The organism is Methylotuvimicrobium buryatense (genome assembly GCF_005931095.1).
Taxonomy (GTDB): domain Bacteria; phylum Pseudomonadota; class Gammaproteobacteria; order Methylococcales; family Methylomonadaceae; genus Methylotuvimicrobium; species Methylotuvimicrobium buryatense.
The window spans coordinates 4,887,029-4,905,667 of sequence record NZ_CP035467.1; the positions used below are offsets into that span (position 1 = coordinate 4,887,029).

The 18,639-nt window shown below is 47.8% G+C and carries 19 protein-coding genes; 6 read left to right on the top strand and 13 right to left on the bottom strand.

From position 1 onward, the window contains the following. Positions 1-885 precede the first annotated feature (885 nt). Positions 886-1,434 carry an ADP compounds hydrolase NudE gene (gene nudE / locus EQU24_RS21650; RefSeq protein ID WP_017841566.1) on the bottom strand — a complete coding sequence of 183 codons (549 nt, stop codon included), beginning with the start codon at positions 1,432-1,434 and terminating at the stop codon, positions 886-888. A gap of 48 nt (positions 1,435-1,482) precedes the next feature. On the opposite strand from nudE, the gene yrfG reads away from it, so the two are divergent. Further along, positions 1,483-2,139, top strand: a complete 657-nt coding sequence (gene yrfG / locus EQU24_RS21655) for a GMP/IMP nucleotidase (protein ID WP_017841565.1) — start codon at positions 1,483-1,485, stop codon at positions 2,137-2,139. Here the strand turns inward: yrfG and EQU24_RS21660 are convergent. After that, positions 2,102-3,418 (bottom strand): DEAD/DEAH box helicase, encoded by a 1,317-nt coding sequence (locus EQU24_RS21660; RefSeq protein WP_017841564.1) that lies wholly within the window; start codon positions 3,416-3,418, stop codon positions 2,102-2,104. The genes yrfG and EQU24_RS21660 overlap by 38 nt on opposite strands. Before the next feature lie 93 nt (positions 3,419-3,511). Between EQU24_RS21660 and trxA the strand changes: the two genes are divergently transcribed. The 3 genes from trxA to EQU24_RS21675 all read left to right on the top strand — a co-directional run bounded on the left by trxA (position 3,512) and on the right by EQU24_RS21675 (position 6,045). Continuing rightward, a complete protein-coding gene (gene trxA / locus EQU24_RS21665; RefSeq protein ID WP_026130264.1) occupies positions 3,512-3,838 on the top strand; it encodes a thioredoxin TrxA in 327 nt (108 codons plus the stop codon). A gap of 184 nt (positions 3,839-4,022) precedes the next feature. Beyond that, entirely contained in the window at positions 4,023-5,279 is a 1,257-nt protein-coding gene (rho, locus tag EQU24_RS21670; RefSeq protein WP_014150367.1) for a transcription termination factor Rho, read from the top strand. Positions 5,280-5,454: 175 nt separating this feature from the next. Continuing rightward, a complete protein-coding gene (locus EQU24_RS21675; RefSeq protein ID WP_017841562.1) occupies positions 5,455-6,045 on the top strand; it encodes an NAD(P)H-dependent oxidoreductase in 591 nt (196 codons plus the stop codon). Between the two features lie 331 nt (positions 6,046-6,376). Here the strand turns inward: EQU24_RS21675 and EQU24_RS21685 are convergent, their stop codons facing one another. The 4 genes from EQU24_RS21685 to EQU24_RS21705 form a co-directional block, all read right to left on the bottom strand. Then, a complete protein-coding gene (locus tag EQU24_RS21685; RefSeq protein ID WP_014150368.1) occupies positions 6,377-6,649 on the bottom strand; it encodes an oxidative damage protection protein in 273 nt (90 codons plus the stop codon). 2 nt (positions 6,650-6,651) lie between these two features. Further along, positions 6,652-7,695, bottom strand: a complete 1,044-nt coding sequence (gene mutY, locus EQU24_RS21690) for an A/G-specific adenine glycosylase (RefSeq protein WP_017841561.1) — start codon at positions 7,693-7,695, stop codon at positions 6,652-6,654. Positions 7,696-8,229: 534 nt separating this feature from the next. Further along, positions 8,230-8,400 carry a rubredoxin gene (locus tag EQU24_RS21700; RefSeq protein WP_014150370.1) on the bottom strand — a complete coding sequence of 57 codons (171 nt, stop codon included), beginning with the start codon at positions 8,398-8,400 and terminating at the stop codon, positions 8,230-8,232. Positions 8,401-8,922: 522 nt separating this feature from the next. Beyond that, positions 8,923-11,064 carry an AsmA family protein gene (locus tag EQU24_RS21705; protein ID WP_017841560.1) on the bottom strand — a complete coding sequence of 714 codons (2,142 nt, stop codon included), beginning with the start codon at positions 11,062-11,064 and terminating at the stop codon, positions 8,923-8,925. A gap of 270 nt (positions 11,065-11,334) precedes the next feature. Here EQU24_RS21705 and EQU24_RS21710 point away from each other — a divergent pair, with 270 nt between their 5' ends. Next, complete coding sequence (locus EQU24_RS21710) at positions 11,335-11,631, top strand: hypothetical protein (RefSeq protein ID WP_017841559.1); 297 nt, start codon at positions 11,335-11,337, stop codon at positions 11,629-11,631. A 229-nt stretch (positions 11,632-11,860) separates the two neighbouring features. Here the strand turns inward: EQU24_RS21710 and EQU24_RS21715 are convergent, their stop codons facing one another. Then, positions 11,861-12,466 carry a peroxiredoxin gene (locus EQU24_RS21715; protein WP_017841558.1) on the bottom strand — a complete coding sequence of 202 codons (606 nt, stop codon included), beginning with the start codon at positions 12,464-12,466 and terminating at the stop codon, positions 11,861-11,863. A gap of 286 nt (positions 12,467-12,752) precedes the next feature. Here EQU24_RS21715 and EQU24_RS21720 point away from each other — a divergent pair, with 286 nt between their 5' ends. Continuing rightward, a complete protein-coding gene (locus tag EQU24_RS21720; protein WP_017841557.1) occupies positions 12,753-13,262 on the top strand; it encodes a hypothetical protein in 510 nt (169 codons plus the stop codon). A gap of 242 nt (positions 13,263-13,504) precedes the next feature. Here EQU24_RS21720 and EQU24_RS21725 read toward each other — a convergent pair whose 3' ends face one another. The 6 genes from EQU24_RS21725 to EQU24_RS21750 are packed head-to-tail and all read right to left on the bottom strand — an operon-like array spanning position 13,505 to position 18,436. Beyond that, complete coding sequence (locus EQU24_RS21725; RefSeq protein ID WP_017841556.1) at positions 13,505-14,719, bottom strand: tetratricopeptide repeat protein; 1,215 nt, start codon at positions 14,717-14,719, stop codon at positions 13,505-13,507. After that, entirely contained in the window at positions 14,716-15,390 is a 675-nt protein-coding gene (locus EQU24_RS21730; RefSeq protein WP_017841555.1) for an energy transducer TonB, read from the bottom strand. The genes EQU24_RS21725 and EQU24_RS21730 overlap by 4 nt, the downstream gene beginning before the upstream one ends. Continuing rightward, positions 15,387-15,800, bottom strand: a complete 414-nt coding sequence (locus tag EQU24_RS21735) for an ExbD/TolR family protein (protein ID WP_017841554.1) — start codon at positions 15,798-15,800, stop codon at positions 15,387-15,389. Before EQU24_RS21735 ends, EQU24_RS21730 begins: the two co-directional genes overlap by 4 nt. Positions 15,801-15,813: 13 nt before the next feature. Then, on the bottom strand, positions 15,814-16,338 hold the full coding sequence (locus EQU24_RS21740; protein WP_017841553.1) for a MotA/TolQ/ExbB proton channel family protein: 525 nt from the start codon (positions 16,336-16,338) through the stop codon (positions 15,814-15,816). After that, positions 16,338-17,666 (bottom strand): MotA/TolQ/ExbB proton channel family protein, encoded by a 1,329-nt coding sequence (locus EQU24_RS21745; protein ID WP_017841552.1) that lies wholly within the window; start codon positions 17,664-17,666, stop codon positions 16,338-16,340. The genes EQU24_RS21740 and EQU24_RS21745 overlap by 1 nt, the downstream gene beginning before the upstream one ends. Then, complete coding sequence (locus EQU24_RS21750) at positions 17,663-18,436, bottom strand: DUF3450 domain-containing protein (protein ID WP_017841551.1); 774 nt, start codon at positions 18,434-18,436, stop codon at positions 17,663-17,665. The genes EQU24_RS21745 and EQU24_RS21750 overlap by 4 nt, the downstream gene beginning before the upstream one ends. Between the last annotated feature and the right edge of the window lie 203 nt (positions 18,437-18,639).

Consider the following 18,639-nt stretch of genomic DNA (forward strand, 5'->3'; position numbering starts at 1 on the left):
AAACTTGGGAAATTCCTTTTATAAGTGAAGATATCAACAGTAGCTTTCAATAAACTTGCATCGATATCCTTTTCTAGTAAAAAAAGCCCGCTTTAAGGATCATTGTTTCGGGAAGTATCTATTTGATGCCAAACCCTTACTGTGAAAGTTCGTAGATTTGGACACTTTATCTAATTTTTCGATATACAAAGCTCTGTGCTGGCAATACCGGTTCCAGAGAGGGTGCGGTTGCTCGATCGACAGGCGTCGGCGGCAGGGAGCCGCCGTCGAGCCTACATGGACGTATTCACGGCGTCCTGTCGGGCGAGTGACCGCACCCTCCGCCACCAGAGAACTTTCATTTGCCGGGGCGATGGCTAGGCCTTCATGAACGTTACTGTGATAGCTCGTAGATTTGGGCTCTTTAATCTAATTTTTCGATATGAAAAACAATGCCTGTTCCGAAGAGGGTGCGGTTGCTCGACTGACAGGTGTTGGCGGCAGGGAGTCGCCGTCAAGCCTACACGGACGTATTCACGGCGTCCTGTCGGGCGAGTGACCGCACCCTCCGCCACCAGAGAACTTTCATTTGCCGGGGCGATGGCTAGGCCTTCATGAACGCTACTGTGATAGTTCGTAGATTTGGGCTCTTTAATCTAATTTTTCGATATGAAAAACAATGCCTGTTCCGAAGAGGGTGCGGTTGCTCGACTGACAGGTGTTGGCGGCAGGGAGTCGCCGTCAAGCCTACACGGACGTATTCACGGCGTCCTGTCGGGCGAGTGACCGCACCCTAACCACCCCTCGCACTTTCATTTGCCGGGGTGATGACGGCTTCTTCATGATCGTTAAGAGTATTGTTTGGATCTCATGATAAATGAATCAAAAAGCTTGGTTTTTGCTCCACTACAAACCCTTAAGATAATTCAATGTCATAAACAACGCGGCAATCGATCGGGCTTCGGTGCACTCGCCGGTTGCAATCAGCCCACCAATATCGTCTATTTTCCAGGGCACGACTTCGAGTTCCTCGGGTTCGTCGCCCTGCAACTTTTCCTCATAAAGATCCTTGGCAATAATAATCTCGGTCATGTGCTCGAGATAAGCGGGCGCGATTGAAAAAGAACTCAAATGAAAAAGGGTTCTAGCTCCAAAACCGACTTCCTCCTTGAGTTCACGGTTTGCGGCTTCGATAAAAGTTTCTCCGGCGTCGGTTTTACCTTTAGGCAAACCCAACTCGTAACGATGAACGCCGGCAGCATATTCACGAACCAATAAGACCGTTTCTTTATCCAAAAGCGGCACAATTAACACCGCACCTCCAGGCCTTCCTCGGGCCAGGCGTTCGAAATTACGTTGTTCGCCATTGCTAAACTCGATGTCGAGCGATTCGATACGGAATAACCGGCTTTCGGCGATCACGGTTTTATTGAGAAGTGTCGGTTTTTCGCGCATTATTGGCTATATTTTTAATATGATGACCGACAAATATAACCTACTCTTATGATCGATTGGAAAAAAATTGATACTGTCTTACTGGACATGGACGGCACGTTGTTGGATTTGAATTTCGATAATCATTTCTGGCTGGAATTCGTGCCGTTGAAATTCGCCGAAAAAACCGGCATCTCGGTTGAAACGGCCAAATATCAATTGGAACCCCGCTTCAAAAGCATGGAAGGCAAGTTGGAATGGTATTGCCTGGATTATTGGAGCGAAGTCTTGGAGTTGGATATTGCCGGCCTTAAAGCCGAAATAGCAGGATTGATCGCCGTCCTGCCGCATGTCACCGAATTTCTCGAAAAAGTCAGACAATCATCGAAAAATCTTTTTTTGGTGACCAACGCGCACAGAAGCAGTTTGGACCTGAAAATGGAAAAAACCTGTTTGCAGCCGTTTTTCGACGCTATTATCTGCTCGCATGATTTCGGCTTTCCGAAGGAACAGCCGGGATTTTGGCGTTTACTGGAAAACCATCAATCGTTCGACAAGCAACGCACGCTATTGGTCGATGACAGCCTGGCGGTCTTGAATTCGGCCAGGCAATACGGCATCAATTATTTGATATCGGTCAGTAAACCGGACAGCACTCGTTCGAAAAGACTGATAGACGAGTTTCCTGCTATTGAGGATTTTCGGGAACTGATGCAGGGCTTGTAACGGCTTGAGCAGACTTATCTCGCGGCACCGGCTTTTTTCTCGGCTTTTCCGGGTACTTACTTTGACTATTACGTGCGGGCCTCTCCGGCCGAGGCTTGCGCTCAGGCTTGACCACTTCAGCCAGCAAATCGGCCGTTATCGATTGAATCGGAACTTTTTGACCGATATAAGTTTCGATGTCCGGCATCGAATAGGCGTATTCTTCGCAAATAAAACTGATCGCTTCGCCGCTGGCGCCGAAACGCGCGGTTCTGCCGATTCGGTGTACGTAATCCTCGACTTCCTGAGGTAAATCATAGTTGATCACATGCGACACGTCGGCGATATGCAACCCGCGCGCCGCGACATCGGTCGCGATCATGAGCCTAATTTTGTTTTCCTGGAAATCAGTCAATAACCGCTGACGTTTTTCCTGAGGGACATCGCCGCTCAAAACAGCGGTGACGAAGCCATTGGCATTCAGATAGTCGTTAAGTCGTTCGGCACAACGTTTGGTGTTGACGAAAATAATGCTGCGTTGCGGCGCATATTTTTTCAATACGCCCAATAATAGCGGTATTTTCTGTTCGTTGGACGGACAAAACGCACTTTGCCGAATGGCCTTGGAGGTGACTTCTTCCGTTTCGATTTTGATAAGTACCGGCTGATTCATATGCTCGTAAGCCAGTTCGGTCACTTTGTAGGATAAAGTTGCCGAAAACAGCATATTCAATCGCTTATCGGCCGGCGGCATCCTTCTTAACAAGAATCGAATATCCTTAATGAACCCTAGATCGAACATCCGGTCGGCTTCATCGAGCACCATTACCTGCACGTTATCCAGCGTGAAAGTCCCTTGCCGATAAAAGTCGATAATACGGCCCGGTGTGCCGATGATAATATCGACATTGGACTTGATGGTATCCATTTGTTTTTTATAGTCGGTCCCACCGTATATAAGCGCAAACTTAAGGTTCAAATATTTGCCCAGCTGCAAGGCATCTTTGTGAATCTGAATGGCAAGCTCCCGGGTAGGTGCTAATATAACCGCCCTGGGGTTTTTGATCTTTTCACTTTCGTCGTTGATTAAGCGCTGAAAGGTAGCCAGTAAAAAGGTTGCTGTTTTGCCGGTTCCGGTTTGAGCTTGCCCTGCGATATCCTTGTCTCTTAATGACAAAGGCAACGAACGATCCTGTATTGGAGTACAATGCGTAAAGCCGGCCTCGGTCAGTCCGTGCAATATCGAATCGGATAACTCCAAATTGCTGAATCGGGTTTGAGTAAGATGCGTTGTATTCATAGTCCTATAGCATAACTTAAAAAAGATGAAAGTGATTGACAAAATAACGCCGGCACTCCTATAGTCACAATTTTAGCAATTTTGGAGAATAGCGTGAGTGAGTCAGTCCTTCATGTAACTGATGGTGAATTTAACGAAACCGTACTGAAAGCAGGCGGTCCTGTGCTAGTTGACTATTGGGCTGAATGGTGCGGACCTTGTCGGATGATCGCACCGGTTCTGGATGAAATCGCCAAGGAATATGCCGGTCGACTAGCTGTCGTCAAACTCAATATCGATGAAAACCCACAAACGCCACAGCATTACGGCGTGCGCGGCATACCGACACTAATGCTGTTTAAAGACGGCGAAGTCGAGGCAACTAAAGTTGGCGCCTTGACTAAATCGCAATTGGCCGATTTCATCGATAACAATATTTAATATTCCAGCGAACTCGGGGTTGTCGTAAATTATTTGGACGGCCCCGACTATTTTGATATATAATCGCGCTGCTTTTTTCGGCATCTTCCTTACCCGTCTGTGGGTAAAATCCAAAAATTTTACCATCCCTTTGTTTTTACGGCCGTTCGCCGTGCTTTTCATTCCTTCGAGTTCCCGTTAATCTATGAATCTAACCGAGTTAAAACTAAAACAAGTCAGCGAACTTATTGATATTGCGGAGTCATTGGGACTCGAAAATGTCGCCAGAACACGCAAACAAGACCTTATCTTCGCAATTTTAAAAAAACAAGCCAAAAGCGGCGAGGATATATACGGCGATGGCGTATTGGAAATTTTACAAGACGGTTTCGGTTTTCTTCGCACACCCGGTTGCTCTTATCTAGCAGGCCCCGACGATATTTACGTTTCACCCAGCCAAATAAGACGCTTTAACCTACGCACCGGCGACACGGTCAGCGGCAAAATTCGCCCGCCGAAGGAATCGGAACGTTACTTCGCGATGCTCAAAGTTCAAAACATTAACTTCGAAGCGCCCGAAAATACCAAAAACAAGATTCTCTTTACCAACCTCACCCCCCTGTTTCCGAACGTACGCTTCACCTTAGAAAAAGGTAATGGCACCAGCGAGGACTTGACGGGCCGCATTATCGATCTGATCGCACCGATCGGCAAGGGACAACGCGGCTTGATCGTTTCGCCGCCGAAAGCCGGTAAAACGATGATCATGCAAAGCTTGGCCCATTCCATCGCCGAAAAAAATCCCGAATGTTATCTGATCGTCTTATTGATCGACGAACGCCCTGAAGAGGTGACCGAAATGGAACGTTGCGTACGCGGCGAGGTTATTTCCAGCACCTTCGACGAACCCGCAACACGACATGTGCAAGTAGCCGACATGGTAATCGAAAAAGCGCGAAGACTGGTCGAGCATAAACACGATGTAGTCATTCTGTTAGATTCGATCACTCGATTAGCACGCGCATTCAATACTGTTGTGCCTTCTTCCGGCAAGGTATTAACCGGCGGTGTCGACGCGAATGCCTTGGAAAAGCCCAAACGCTTCTTTGGCGCCGCAAGAAATATCGAGGAAGGAGGGAGTCTCACGATCATTGCAACCGCATTGATCGATACCGGCTCGAGAATGGACGATGTGATTTACGAGGAATTCAAAGGCACCGGCAACATGGAATTGCACCTAGACCGCAAATTGGCCGAAAAACGAATTTATCCGGCGATCAATATCAATCGCTCCGGAACACGCCGCGAAGAATACCTGGTCGACTCCGAAGAGCTGCAAAAGACTTGGATATTGCGGAAAATCCTACAACCGATGGATGAAATGGCGGCTTCCGAGTTCTTATTAGGCAAGCTCAAGGACTTCAAGACTAATTCCGAATTTTTCGATTCGATGAAGCGTTAATTTTTCGAACAATAGCACACAAATAACACGCTTATGACGGATCGCGGTACCGCTTGATGGATTAGCTCCTATTTAACCCCTCATTAGCAAGTCGAACAGGCCCTTTCTTTTATCAAGCGACGAAACTCCATAGTTTAGAAGTGCGGTCGAAATCCGATTAAGTTGAAAATAAGTTATGACGGCAAAACGCATTGCGATCATTCAAGGACATCCCGATCCGGACGAGCAACGATTTTGCCGAGCCCTTGCTAACGCCTATGCCGACGGAGCCCGTTCTAAAGGGCATCAAATCAAAACGATCGACATTGCCCGAATCGAATTTCCGATTCTCCGTACACAACATGAATTCGAACAAGGGGCCATAAGCGATTCGATTCAACAAGCCCAGGACATCATTCAATGGGCAGAGCATCTCGTTATCATCTACCCATTATGGCTCGGCAGCATGCCCGCCTATCTAAAAGCATTTCTCGAACAAGTTTTCAGACCCGGATTCGCTGCTGTCAAGTCTGCAGAAGGCAAGCCATGGAAAAAATGCCTCTCAGGAAGAAGCGCGCGAATAGTCGTGACCATGGGCATGCCGGCTTTCGTATACCGCTTCATTTATTTGGCTCATAGCTTGAAAAGCCTGGAGAGAAATATACTGGGTTTCTGCGGTATCGGTCCAGCCAAAGACACACTGATTGGCATGGTAGAAGCCATCGGTCACGATAAAAGGCGGAAGTGGCTGCGCCGACTCGAAAAGCTGGGACAGGAAGGTCGATAAAGTCGGAATCCGTTTAATCTCGCCGATTTAACGGACTTAGGAACGAGCATGAAATAACTTAGACAACTGTTGGAAGGGGGTTTGGTGGCTCGATTGACAGGTGTCGGCGGCAGGGCAGATTTTTGCTCCTGCAAAATCTGCATTCATGCCATCCATGGCAATCAGATTCCGCCGTCAAGCCTACACGGACGTATTCACGGCTTCTTCTGGAAGAGATGCCTGATATTGGCTGTTTCCTAAACCGAACTCAGGTTTGGCAAAATGTGATGCAGCCCTTTTGGCTTCAGCTTTGCGAGACACCAACGAACTGCAACACATATACGCTGTCGATTTATTTTGTTGGAGGCACGTATCCTTCGGGCATTTCAGCCCCACCGCCGAATAAAAATTTATTCCGTTCTTCCTCAAGAAATTTTTTAGCTTTAGGATCGAAACTGGCCAAACGATGCTCATTGATCAGCATGGTTTGTAAACTAAGCCAATCCTGCCAAGCTTGTTTTGAAATCGTATCGAATATTTGCTGTCCTTTAGGGCCCGGAAACGGAGGCGCATCAAGGCCTTCGGCGTCGATACCTAATTTTGCACAACGAATGATTCTAGTCATAGTCAGTCCTTATAAATTTGTTGCAACAGCCGCTTAATCGGCGCAGCCAAAGCAAGTGAAGAAAATTGCTCAGGTTTATACCAGAGCATACGGTTTGCTTCCATCACAAAATGATTAGGGTTATTGGTATGGAAGTGCAGCGGCGTAAAATCTAAATGATAATGCGAAAAGGTATGACGCACTTTAGGTTGGGTGTATTCATTAATGATGTCTATATGACGAGCCATACACCACGAGCGTGCCGATTCTATCGTATCGAATTCCGGGAGGCTCCATAAGCCTCCCCAGATTCCGGTACCCGGTCTTTGTTCCAGCAAAATACTGTTCTCGTTTGTGGTCAAGCATAAAAAATAAACCTGCTTGACCGGTTGCTTACGCGCCGGTTTCGGAGCTGGTATCGACGCCGTTTTATTTTCAATATGAGCCCTGCAAGCCGAAACGAGCGGACAAACAGCACAATTAGGCTTTCCCCGGGTACAAATCGTGGCGCCTAGATCCATCATCGCCTGAGTATAGTCTTCGACACAATGGACCGGCGTATACAACGCGCTCAGCTTCCAGAGCGTCTTACTGGCTTCTGTCGAGCCGGGCCATTCGCTAATGCCGGCGAAGCGGGTCAGCACTCTTTTGACATTGCCATCCAGTATCGGATGGCTTTTCTTGAAAGCGATGCTCAATATCGCGCCGGCGGTCGAACGGCCTATTCCGGGCAAATCGAGCAGTTCGTCCAAGCTATCAGGAAACGAATCGCGCTCCGCAATGATTTGCGCGCATTTGTGCAAGTTGCGTCCCCGAGCATAATAACCAAGGCCTGCCCAATACTGCAAAACCGTATCGACCGAAGCCTCTGCGAGAGATTGAATATCGGGAAAGCGAGCGATGAATGCATTGAAATAAGGAATTACGGTTGCCACTTGCGTTTGCTGCAACATGACTTCGGAAACCCAAACTTTGTAAGGTGACGCAGGGTTCTGCCAGGGCAAGTCATGGCGTCCGTGCTTGTCGAACCACGCCAACAGCCGGTCTTGAAATTCGCTCGGAGTCATTGGAATCAGGAAATAGTAAAACCGCGAAGTATAACCTAACGTTCATGAAGGCCTGGCAATTACCCCGGATGATGAAAGTTCTTGGGGAGTTGAGGATGCGGTCACTCGCCCGACAGGACGCCGTGAATACATCCATGTAGGCTCGACGGCGGCTGTCCCTGCCGCCGACGCCTGTCGGGCGAGCAACCGCACCCTCTTCGGACCGGCATTTTCGTTGCTGAGCTTTTGCATATCGAAAAAATTAGATAAAGAGTCTATATCTACGAACTTTCACAGTACCGATATACCTTTCGCACTTCAAATTTCGGCATTAGCCTATGGAGGTGCCGGGGTGTTCGGCAAAGGCTTTGATAGCATGGATGCTATCATAGAGCCTACGCGGACGTATTTACGGCGTCCTTTGACGAGCACCCCGGCACCGAAATTTGACAAGCAAAGGAGTATACTAACGATTTTTTATCCCCCGGTAAAAAGCATCCTGCTCGGTCACCGGAAAGATCGCCATTGAACCGAAACCCTCGTATTTAAGGCAGGTTATGCCAACAACTTGAAAAAACTTTTCGGTGCCCCGCAAATAGGGCAAACCCAGTCGTCGGAAATATCTTCCCAGCGCGTACCGGGCGCAATGCCGCTGTCCGGATCGCCTTTTGCTTCGTCGTAAATGTGTTCGCATTCCATACAATGGTATTTTCTATATTCGGACATCGTGGTTGTCTCCTTTAGCAATGGTTGGGGTTCAATAACCCTATTGATTATGATTTAAACGTATTGGAAAGTTTATATTCGGTCACCCTTCCCTTATTCCAAAGAGTAAGACCCGGCTAGCAGATCACTGCCATTAAGTTATTATGCCATCACAGAAATAAGTAATGCTTGCATTAAGGCTCTACTGTGTCTCAAAAGCTTGCCATCCATGGCACTGAATTCCGCTAATCCATGGCGGAATGACGGGTTTGCCTTAGCTTAATGGCAGTGTTCTAGCAGGTAGTTAAACACCCAATTCCATTAAGTTAAGCCGTTCGTGGTGAGCCTGTCGAACCATGGACGGCTTAACTTATCGACCCGGGCTTCTCTATTCACCCTTCGACAAAGCTTTCCTGAGCACAGCCGAAGGGCTCTAGGCGAACGGAAAAGCCATTAACTTAACGGTAGCGAGTAAATACCGGAGAACTTAGCAATGGCTCTCAATAAGCTTGTTTCGAGTATTTGGATCGTCTTGATCCGGTATCAAAAAAACTTTTTCAATATATCAGAAACGCCGGGGCCAACTTTTTTGTCGAGCTTGTCCAGTAACTTGTCTTTTTTGCGCTCGAGCTTTTCCAGTTGCTGGTCTTTGAGCATCGACGCAATATCGAGTTTATATTCCGGCTCTTTGAAATTACCGGTGATGTTGATGACGATTGGCAATTCCTTGATCTTGTCGGCCGTGCTTTCGGCTACTTTACTTCGGACTAGTTTTGCATTGATCCGGTAATCGATCCGTTCGGATTTCAAATCAGCGGTACCTTTTCCGGTGGCTTCGATCTTGGAAGCCGTAGCGATAAGATCGTTATTGCTAATAACCCCATTGACGACTCGGGCGCTACCCTTAATTTCGGAAAAAGCGGTTTGATCTTTCGGATTGTCGCGGAGTACCTGCGTGCCTTTTAGCAGTGATTTTGCATCGTCGATCATTTGTTGCAAATTAAATCCTCTAATGATGCTGTCCTTGAATAAAAAATCGACTTGGCCGTTCAATGTGGATTTAAGCGCTTTGCTATCATTGCCGCTAGCCTGGAGCCTAGTCGATGCGGTCATTGCACCGGCAATCTTTGCACTGCCGGCATAATCGTTCAATAAAGGTTCGATTTGTATACCGATGAATTTTTCGTTGAGCCTCCATTGCGGCAATTCGCCGGTCACATCTAGATTCATCGTGCCTTCATAAGAGCCCCGATACAAAGTTTTTACGGCTTGTTCGGTGTTGACTTTGCCGTCTTTGGCAGTCAATTTGAGATCGACACCGTGCAGTAAAAGATTGCTGATCGTGAGCCTGCCGATCGATAACAAGCCATTGATATTCAAACCTCTTAAGGTTTCAACCTGAATCATCGAAGCGCCCGCGGCGACTGCGGCGGCAGGTCCTGCAATCGGTTGCGCTGTCTTATCCGATTCGTCTTCAGGCGCTAGATAACGATCGACATTCAAGGTATCGACGTTTAAGTTGAATGATATTGCCGGATCGCCGAAATTATCGACGCGGCCATTACCTTTAATCGCGCTATCGTCGAGTTGAATGCTGATACTTTGTAAATCCGCCGATTCGGATGCAACCTGTAATTTGAAATCGGCGCTTAATGACGTCAATGCCTGAGCATCACGCATAACAGGAGGGTCGATGCCGGCCTGCTTTAACCATGCCGATGGATTAAAGCGGGCAATGCTCACAGGCCCCTCGAAAACGGGTGCGTCAATCACCTGCTTTCCGCTGAGCGATGCAAGCACATGCAAATCCCCTGATTCGACATCGAGCTTGGTCAATTCGAGCAATTGCGCGGTCAAATTCAGATCGGCTTGAGCCATCACTTTTGCCGACATCGATCCGCCGGGAATGTCTTTTCCTCGAATCTCGGCGGATAAATCAAATCGGGTCGCATTAAAGCGATCGAAATTTTCGTTGAGCAGTAATTCGGCGGAGAGCTGGTAAAAGCCGGTTAATTCCTGTTCAGGCTGCTCTAAAATAAAGCTAAGCTTTAAATCGATGGGCTTATCGAAAGCCAAATCGTCTGAAATCAGATTCAACTCCTTAATTGAAAAGCGCGTATCGTTTTGCCTGTCGTGCCAATTCAATCGGGCGTTTTCAAGATTTATGCCTGCAATCGCTAGACTGGCAACCGTCTTAAGCGCTTCAACATCGGTATCGGTATCGACAGTATTGGTATCTTCCCACTCGGTTGATGTCGCAGCGGTATGCGCCTCGGGTTGGGCTTGCTTGAAATCGTCCCAATTACTGATTCCGGTCTCGTTTTTTTCTAAATTTAAAATCAAGCCTTTCAGGACGACACGGTCTACTTCGAACTTTTTAGACAATAAAGGCAGTAATTTGGCTCTAATTTGCGCGTTTTCGATTTCAGCGAACGGAATTTTTTGAAAACCTTCGGCATTGCTTAAGGCCAGTTTTTCGGCAGTGACGCCAATCCATGGAAAGATCGATAATTCGATATCGCCCGAGATAGTCAAATCGCGACCGGTTTTGTCTTTAACCGCCGAAGCAATTTGCGGCTTGAAATCATTGGGACTGAACAATAACGGCAAAGCCACTGCTGCAATGACAATGAGCAAAATAATAGCCGCAAAAACCGATAAAAATATTTTCAGGGTTTTTAGCACTGCCAGTCTCCTTTCTGAATAAAGATGTGATTAGCGGTTAAATTTGAATTATCATGTGTGATCATTCATTACGTTAAGCGTTACTGCGGCTTAAATCAATCGAAATATTGCGCAAGGCCACCGGATACCTATGCTCCGAAGAGTTAACGAAATCAAATCGTAGTAGATCGATTGCATAATTAAAAAAATACACCGTGACCTCATGAAGCACTCAAAAGTGCTTTCATTAAGGCACACGACTTAATAAAAAAGAATAGGGAGGGTAACTCAATGTTGTTTGCTCAAATTGCCGGAATCGTTATGCTGGTATGGTTTTATCAAACTGCGAAAAAATTAGGTGAAAACCCAATGAACTGGGCGATAACCGGTTTGGTTGGTTACTGGTTGACTTGGTGGATCGTCAAATTATCGATCAAAAGTCTAAATTTAGATGCGCTTGCAGGAAATTCGGGTATCTTGAAGTTCGTGATCATTTTAACCCCTGCATTACTTGCGATACTTGCCACACTGTTCATCCGAAAGAAATATCTGATCGATGCGGCCGAATCGAAACAAGACAACCAGTAAATTGCTTATTGCCTAATTACCCTGACTCCGTACCGATAACCCTAAAAAAGCATTTGAGTGCCTCAAAAACTACCGTTCGTTCTGAGCCCTTCGGCTTACGCTCAGGAGAGCCGAAGGGCTCAACACGAACGGTCTACAACACATGCCAACTGCTCTTTTTAGGACAACAAATAAAAAAGGCGCATTGCCAAACGGCAATGCGCCTTTTTAAGCCTATCGAATCATTCGATTAGAGCTTGTCGGCATTTTTCTCCAGATACTCGGCAACGCCTTCAGGGCTTGCGTTCATACCCGAATCGCCTTTGTTCCAACCTGCAGGGCAAACCTCGCCATTTTCCTCGAAGAATTGCAGGGCGTCGACCATACGAATCAATTCGTCCATGTTACGGCCCAGAGGCAGATCGTTAACGACTTGATGACGAACCACGCCTTCCTTGTCGATCAAGAAAGTTCCGCGATAAGCGACGGCCGGCGCAGCGGCTTCGACATCGTAATCTTTACAGATACCGTGTGAAATATCGGCCGCCATTGTGTAACGGACCGGGCCAATACCGCCTTTGTTAACCGGCGTATTACGCCATGCATTGTGCGTAAAGTGAGAGTCGATCGAAACGGCAATTACTTCGACGCCACGACTTTTGAACTCGTCAATGCGATGATCGAGAGCGATCAATTCGCTAGGGCAAACAAAGGTAAAGTCCAGCGGGTAAAAGAAGACTACCGCATATTTGCCTTTTGTTGCTTCGGAAAAATTAAAAGCATCGACTATTTCGCCATTGCCCAGTACTGCAGGAACGGTAAAGTCGGGGGCTTGTTTACCTACTAATACGCTCATCGAATGTCTCCAAGTGTTTAAAAATAGAAGGTTATGAGTTGAGGACAACCACCAATCGGTGGCATAGTCGCATTCTACATCAAAATACTAGGGAATTGTCACAATTCCCTAACTTTTAACTTGCTTTTATTTTGGGAATGAGGATAATTTGTAAGCATAGGCTTACACCGGTAAGCTTTCATAATTTTGTAATATTTTTCTGCTTCACGCGGAATAACCTCGATGTATTAGCGGCAAATATTCTCTGTTCAACAAATGGTGAAAACCGTTAGTAGGTTCAAATGCTATGGTAAAACATAAACAAATCACAGAGCCCGATGTATTCGGGTATCAGGTCCGAATCGTTCGGCGAGGTAAAGAAACCAGTCGTTATTTTTCTCATAAGCTTTGGGGAAACAAAAATAAATCCTTAAAAGCCGCTATCGCTTGGCGCGATCAAATGTTGGTGGCTTTGAAAGGGAGTAAGACGCGCTTTCTCAAGCCACCGAAAAATAAAACGACTACGGGACTGACCGGCGTTTCTAGAACGATCAAGTACGACCACCGCAAGGATAAGAGTTACTTATGCTACACGGTGTTTTGGGTCAAGGACGGCAAGTCCAGAAACAAAACCTTTCAGGTCGGCAATGTCGAAAAAGTCACTGCCGACGACGAATTGCACGCGTTTCGTACCGCGCGCTTATTCCGTAGTTGCTATGAATATGCGATAGACAATGACCTGGAATTCGACGATAGTCAATTTGCCGGCTGGAAAAAACGTCGATTGTACGACGACCCCAATCTCAGAGTTGTTTAAAAAACCGCATAGCAGAGCCTAGCCTTATTCGGCTCTGCTTACGAGCAATAGCGTATCTAAGGAACGAGCATGAAATAACTTAGACAACTGTTGGAAGGGGAGTCCGGGGGCTCGATTGACAGGTGTCGGCGGCAGGGATAGCCGCCGTCAAGCCTACAGGGACGTATTCACGGCGTCCTGTCAAGCGAGTCACCGAACCTCCGCAAAGCCTACTACTTGTAGAAGTTATTTTGTGCTCATTCCTAAGAAGTCTCGTTGGTTTTACTTAGATAACTGAGCCATTGCTCTGCGTTTTTTCTATTGTTAGGAAAGCTTTTCGCCTGGGCAAAAGATTGGCGGGCCTGTTCGGTGTTATTGCTTTCGTAATAACTCATCCCGAGAATCATATAAGCTTGGCCGGGTTGTTTCAACCCGCCTTTTGCCAATGCCTTATTCATCGCGGCAATGGCTGCGTTCCAGTTTTCTTGCTCATAATAGATTTGCCCGAGTTGTTGATAAAGACTGCCTTTGTCATCGAGCTTAGAGGCGGCTTCCAAGGCTTGAACGGCTTTATTCAATTCCCGTGCCTGCTTCCAGGCGTTAGCCAGTAATTCCCAATTTTTTACCGTATTCGCAACTTTTTTCGCATCGAGTTCGGACCGCAATACGGAAGCGGCTTTATACGGCAACCCGGCATACAGAAATAAATTAACCAGATCTAAAATTTCCTGTTCCGAATTCACTAGGCCTTTTTTGTATGCCAGATGCTTGACCGTGGCCGCCTGCGTGTATTGATTCAATTGTTGATAAACCGAAACTAACTGGGTCCAATACTCGTTTTTGGTCGGATTGGCAGCCATCAGCTTGCGCAATAACGGTATCGCCGATTGATAGTCTTTCAATTCATAAAACAACGCGAGCTGTAGCTGATACCATGAATCTTCAGGCTTGGCAGTCGACTGAATGGCCTTGGAAATATGCGGCAAGGCATTACGATATTGTTTCAACTGAGTATAGGCATTCGCCAACAACACATGAGTTTGCGCATCCGGCACCGGATTTTTTGCCAACCATGGCTTCAGAGTCTCAATCGCCTTGGCATATTGCTCGGCAGCCAAATATAGCTGCCCCAGGTTTAAAAGCGCATCTTGCTGTTGTTTGTCAGGCAGGGTATTTAATGCAACGGCTTTTGACAGCCATTCGGTAGCCTTAGCATATTGCTCCTTGAGTGCATAAACCGAAGCCAGGCTACGCAACACGACGGCTTGATCCAAGCCTCCGGCTTTGACTTCGCCGACCATCGCCAACAATTGCTGTTCGGCCTTGCCGTAAGCCTTATCGGCAATAAGCCGGTCCGTAGACTGAATTTTTTGATACAGCGCAGGAGAAATCGTCGCTTGCTTGGCATCGGCCGCGGCAGCAACCGGCGCATTCAATAATGAAACAAGCAGTAAGCTGAGTAAGTGCGTTCGCTTCATTTGGACAGTTTAAACTCCAAGGTTTGTTGAGCCCTTTGTTCGTAAGCCTTGCCGTCGACCACTTTCGCTTTGAATTTCCATCGCTTGACGGCGGCAAGCGCTTCGCGGTTAAAAATATCGCTTGGATGAGACTCGACCACAACCGCATCGCTGACTTCGCCGGTTTTCGTAATCGTAAATTCCACCTTGACCCAACCTTCGATGCGCCGGCTCGCCGCACGCATCGGATAACGCGGCGGAATGCGTACCAATGGCGTCACGTCGGTCGTAATCGTGCCGGTACCGACCGCTGCACTCGGCGCGGAAGGCGAGGGCGCTGCCGCACCCACTGTCAAACCTTCCAAAGCCGAACCGCCGAAACGAGCGCTCGGTAACGGCACGCTCAGATTCGGAATCGCCAAATTCGGCTGAGCGGCAGCCATCGGTTGTGTGTGCTGCGTTTGCATCGGCGGTGGCGGCGGACGTTTTTCCGGCGGAGGCGGCGGCTTGACGGTCTTTTTTTCCTGGACCTGAGGTTTGGTTTCTCGTTTCAAGCGCACGAACTCGACCATTTGCAGGTTGTCGGTTTTCTCAAAACCGCTCCCTCTATTCATCACCATCGCTTGCATCAGCCAAAACAAAGCCAGCGTAACGCCCAGCCCGGCCAATAATGAAATCGCGAGGCGCTTCACTTCGATTCCGTTTCCGTCGCGATCGCCGCATTGGTGATACCGGCCAAACGGATTTGATCCATAACTTGCACAAGAACGTGGGTCTTGGTGTCGCGGTCGGCGGCAATGATAACCGAGCCGAGCGGATTTTCGGCCTGCAAGCGCGCGACATTGGCCCTGACCGCGCGGACATCGACCGCGCGTTTATCGATCCATATTTCGCCGTCGGCCTTGATCGACACGATAATATGAGCCTGTTCTTTTTTCTCGGCCGTTTGCGCGGTGGGTCGATTAACATCGATACCGGATTCCTTAACGAAAGACGTCGTCACAATGAAAAAAATCAGCATGATGAACACGATGTCGAGCATCGGCGTCATATCGATATCAGAAATTTGATCGGATGTCGAACGGCTAGTAGTACGTCGCATAAAAACAATCTCGTTATTGGAATTTCAATAAATCGGCTAAATGATGGGTTTCGTCGCTGACGCGTTCTTCTATCGTTTTACTGAAATAAAGACCGGCGATCGCAATCACCATTCCCGACATGGTCGGAATCGTCGCCAGCGAAATACCGGAAGCCATCGCCCGGGCATTGCCGGTACCGGTCACCGCCATCACATCGAAAACATGTATCATGCCGGTCACGGTACCTAAAAGCCCGAGTAGCGGACATAAGCCGATCAGCATTTTGATGATAGTCAACGACTTACCCATTGCGAGTTTGGCTTCGGAAATGATGAAGTTTCGAATATTATGCGCATCGTAAGAACTTTTATCGACACGGCTTTCCCATTGTTCCAGCCATACTTGCCGATCCTTCGGATAATTAAACCGAAAATACAACAAACGTTCGGCGATAAGACACCACAAGCCGACAGAAACGAACAAAATAACCTTCAAAACGATGCCGCCGCTATCGAGAAAATGGCCGATCGAATCGAAAATAGAGAAAAACCCGTTCATTACTTTCCGGCCCGGCGACTGATGATACCGGCACTTTGTTCATCGAGAACTTGAATCAGCGCACGGCTACGGTAAGCCAATAGACTATGCAAAAACAGTAAAGGAACGGCTGCGCACAAGCCCAGCATCGTCGTAACCAAGGCTTGCGAGATCCCGCTCGCCATCAATTTCGGATCGCCGGTACCGAATAGACTGATCGATTGGAAGGTCGCGATCATACCGGTAACGGTACCGAGCAGTCCCAACAGAGGTGCGACTGCGGCCAATAGTTTGATCATCGACAACCCTTTTTCTAAGACTGGTACCTCGCGGGTAATCGCTTCGTCGAGAATCAATTCCAGCGTTTCAGTGTTTTGCGTCTGATTTTGTTCGACCGCGGTAATGATGCGCCCGAGCGGATTGGCTTCGGAAACCTCGGTCGATGCAATTTGCTCGCTAACCCGCTTATGGGTTTGAGTCAACATCAACAGCCTATACAGTCCGTAAATCAGACCGAAGCCGCCCAGCAGCAAAATAATGTAGCCGATCCCACCGCCTTGTTGAATTCGTTCAATAGAATCGGGCGCTTGGATGAGCATGCTTAAAATCACCCCGCGCGTGGGATCGACGCCCAAATCGGCGGTTCCGGACGAAGCCGCGGCAAACTTTTCGGCAAGACTGTTATAAGCGCCGCCCGGTTGCCGCGCCAATTCGGCCAATTTACCGGTTTCGGATAAATAGCGGAGATACTGCCCGTCGGCAATCGCGTTGAAGGTGCCGATGCGCACCACTTCTGCCTGACGAGGTTCGCCCGAAGCCGTCAAAATATCGCTGTCGAATTTGACGACTTTGCCTGATTCGGTCATTTCTTGGAGCAGATAAAACCACAGCGACTCGAGCTCTTCCAAGGTCGGCAACGCCTTGCTTTGCGTCATCGCGGCCAATTTTCCGGCACGTTCCGGAAACTGTGCCGAAACGATCGAGCTTTCCAAATCGGCTTTCAAATCGCCGGCGGCTTGTTTCGCGACGCCGGTCAATTCGCGCAGAATACCGCTACGATTATCGAGTTCAACCTGCAAACGGTCGAGCGCCTGCTCGTTCGCTTCCATTTGATCTTTCAATTGTTTGCTCAAACGTTCTTGAGCCGCGAGTTCGTTTTTGGCCGACTGCAACAATTCCTGCTGCTTGGCATGATCGGCAATAAAACGGGCTTCGCGTTCGCGATTGATTTTGCCTTCGATACCTTGGGATTTTTGAATTTCCTTCAGCAATTGATCGAGCGAAAGTCGGTCGGCGATCGCATTGCCGGACAATAACAATCCGGTCAGTAGTAAAGTTATTACTCTCATTGGCTTGCCTCCGGCGCCGGCAGCGGTAACGTCAGTAAATCGGGCGCGGCTTCCTTACGGGCGATTCTTAGCCCGTCACGTATCGCGTTGCGATAGCTCGAAGATAAGGTTTCCCAAGATTGCGTCTCTTTATTCCAGAAGCCGGTTTCGCTACCGTCGAGACGTTGAAAATACAACGCGACACGGCCCAAGCGCAAAAAATCGACCGAACTGACAGACCCGTCCAATTCGAGATCGGCCCGATAGGCTTCGATGGTATTGCCGTATTCGTTTTCAACTTGAAACGCTTCGATGATACGGCGAAATTTTTCGGCAGGGGTCACGTCGGCGCGATTGACCATGTCTTTCAACTGATTCAAGCGCTCCTGACGCTCTTCGGGCAAAAACGGCACATCCAAGGCAATGAATTGCTCGAGACTGTCGAGCATACGCAGAATCAAAGGCACGATTTCGCGTTGCGTGTCCTCAATCTGATCGAGCTGCCGTTCGAGCGAGGCTTTCTCCTGTTGCTGAGAGGCGAGCAAATCTTTCAGATGTTTGTTGTAAGTCTGCAAGGTATCAGCATGGCGGCTTGCAGTCCTGTATTCCTCGAGCATTTTTTGAGTTTGATCGCTAAGCCGATCGATGTTTTTTTGCGAATCGACGGCTGCTTTATTGGTCGCCAGATCGGTGTCGATCGCTTGATTCAAAGGGTCCGAATAAGCGCCGGCGGACAAAAATAACACGGTAACGCCGGCCAGAGCCTTGGAAAATCGGCACGTTAAAAACATAAATTAAATCCAAGTAATGTTAAAACGAAAGTAACTTTATCACAGTTGTAAATGCAAACAAGAGTCATTTAGCTATTTCATGAAGAAAGTTACGGTTACTCTCTATCTTCCCGAAGAATCATTTAACTTTAGTTAGGCCTAAGCTCAAGCACCATAGTGCAATAGTATAAATAAAGAGAGGAATAAATTATTTGCTAATAACA

Excerpts from the sequence above, each read along its gene's own strand:
- EQU24_RS21700 (WP_014150370.1), bottom strand. The coding sequence starts at position 8,400 with ATGTCCGAATATAGAAAATACCATTGTATGGAATGCGAACACATTTAC.
- EQU24_RS21675 (WP_017841562.1), top strand. The coding sequence starts at position 5,455 with ATGACGGCAAAACGCATTGCGATCATTCAAGGACATCCCGATCCGGAC.
- EQU24_RS21745 (WP_017841552.1), bottom strand. The coding sequence starts at position 17,666 with ATGAGAGTAATAACTTTACTACTGACCGGATTGTTATTGTCCGGCAAT.
- yrfG (WP_017841565.1), top strand. The coding sequence starts at position 1,483 with ATGATCGATTGGAAAAAAATTGATACTGTCTTACTGGACATGGACGGC.
- EQU24_RS21685 (WP_014150368.1), bottom strand. The coding sequence starts at position 6,649 with ATGACTAGAATCATTCGTTGTGCAAAATTAGGTATCGACGCCGAAGGC.
- nudE (WP_017841566.1), bottom strand. The coding sequence starts at position 1,434 with ATGCGCGAAAAACCGACACTTCTCAATAAAACCGTGATCGCCGAAAGC.
- EQU24_RS21750 (WP_017841551.1), bottom strand. The coding sequence starts at position 18,436 with ATGTTTTTAACGTGCCGATTTTCCAAGGCTCTGGCCGGCGTTACCGTG.
- EQU24_RS21725 (WP_017841556.1), bottom strand. The coding sequence starts at position 14,719 with ATGAAGCGAACGCACTTACTCAGCTTACTGCTTGTTTCATTATTGAAT.
- EQU24_RS21735 (WP_017841554.1), bottom strand. The coding sequence starts at position 15,800 with ATGCGACGTACTACTAGCCGTTCGACATCCGATCAAATTTCTGATATC.
- mutY (WP_017841561.1), bottom strand. The coding sequence starts at position 7,695 with ATGACTCCGAGCGAATTTCAAGACCGGCTGTTGGCGTGGTTCGACAAG.
- EQU24_RS21740 (WP_017841553.1), bottom strand. The coding sequence starts at position 16,338 with ATGAACGGGTTTTTCTCTATTTTCGATTCGATCGGCCATTTTCTCGAT.
- EQU24_RS21660 (WP_017841564.1), bottom strand. The coding sequence starts at position 3,418 with ATGAATACAACGCATCTTACTCAAACCCGATTCAGCAATTTGGAGTTA.
- EQU24_RS21720 (WP_017841557.1), top strand. The coding sequence starts at position 12,753 with ATGGTAAAACATAAACAAATCACAGAGCCCGATGTATTCGGGTATCAG.
- EQU24_RS21715 (WP_017841558.1), bottom strand. The coding sequence starts at position 12,466 with ATGAGCGTATTAGTAGGTAAACAAGCCCCCGACTTTACCGTTCCTGCA.
- rho (WP_014150367.1), top strand. The coding sequence starts at position 4,023 with ATGAATCTAACCGAGTTAAAACTAAAACAAGTCAGCGAACTTATTGAT.
- EQU24_RS21710 (WP_017841559.1), top strand. The coding sequence starts at position 11,335 with ATGTTGTTTGCTCAAATTGCCGGAATCGTTATGCTGGTATGGTTTTAT.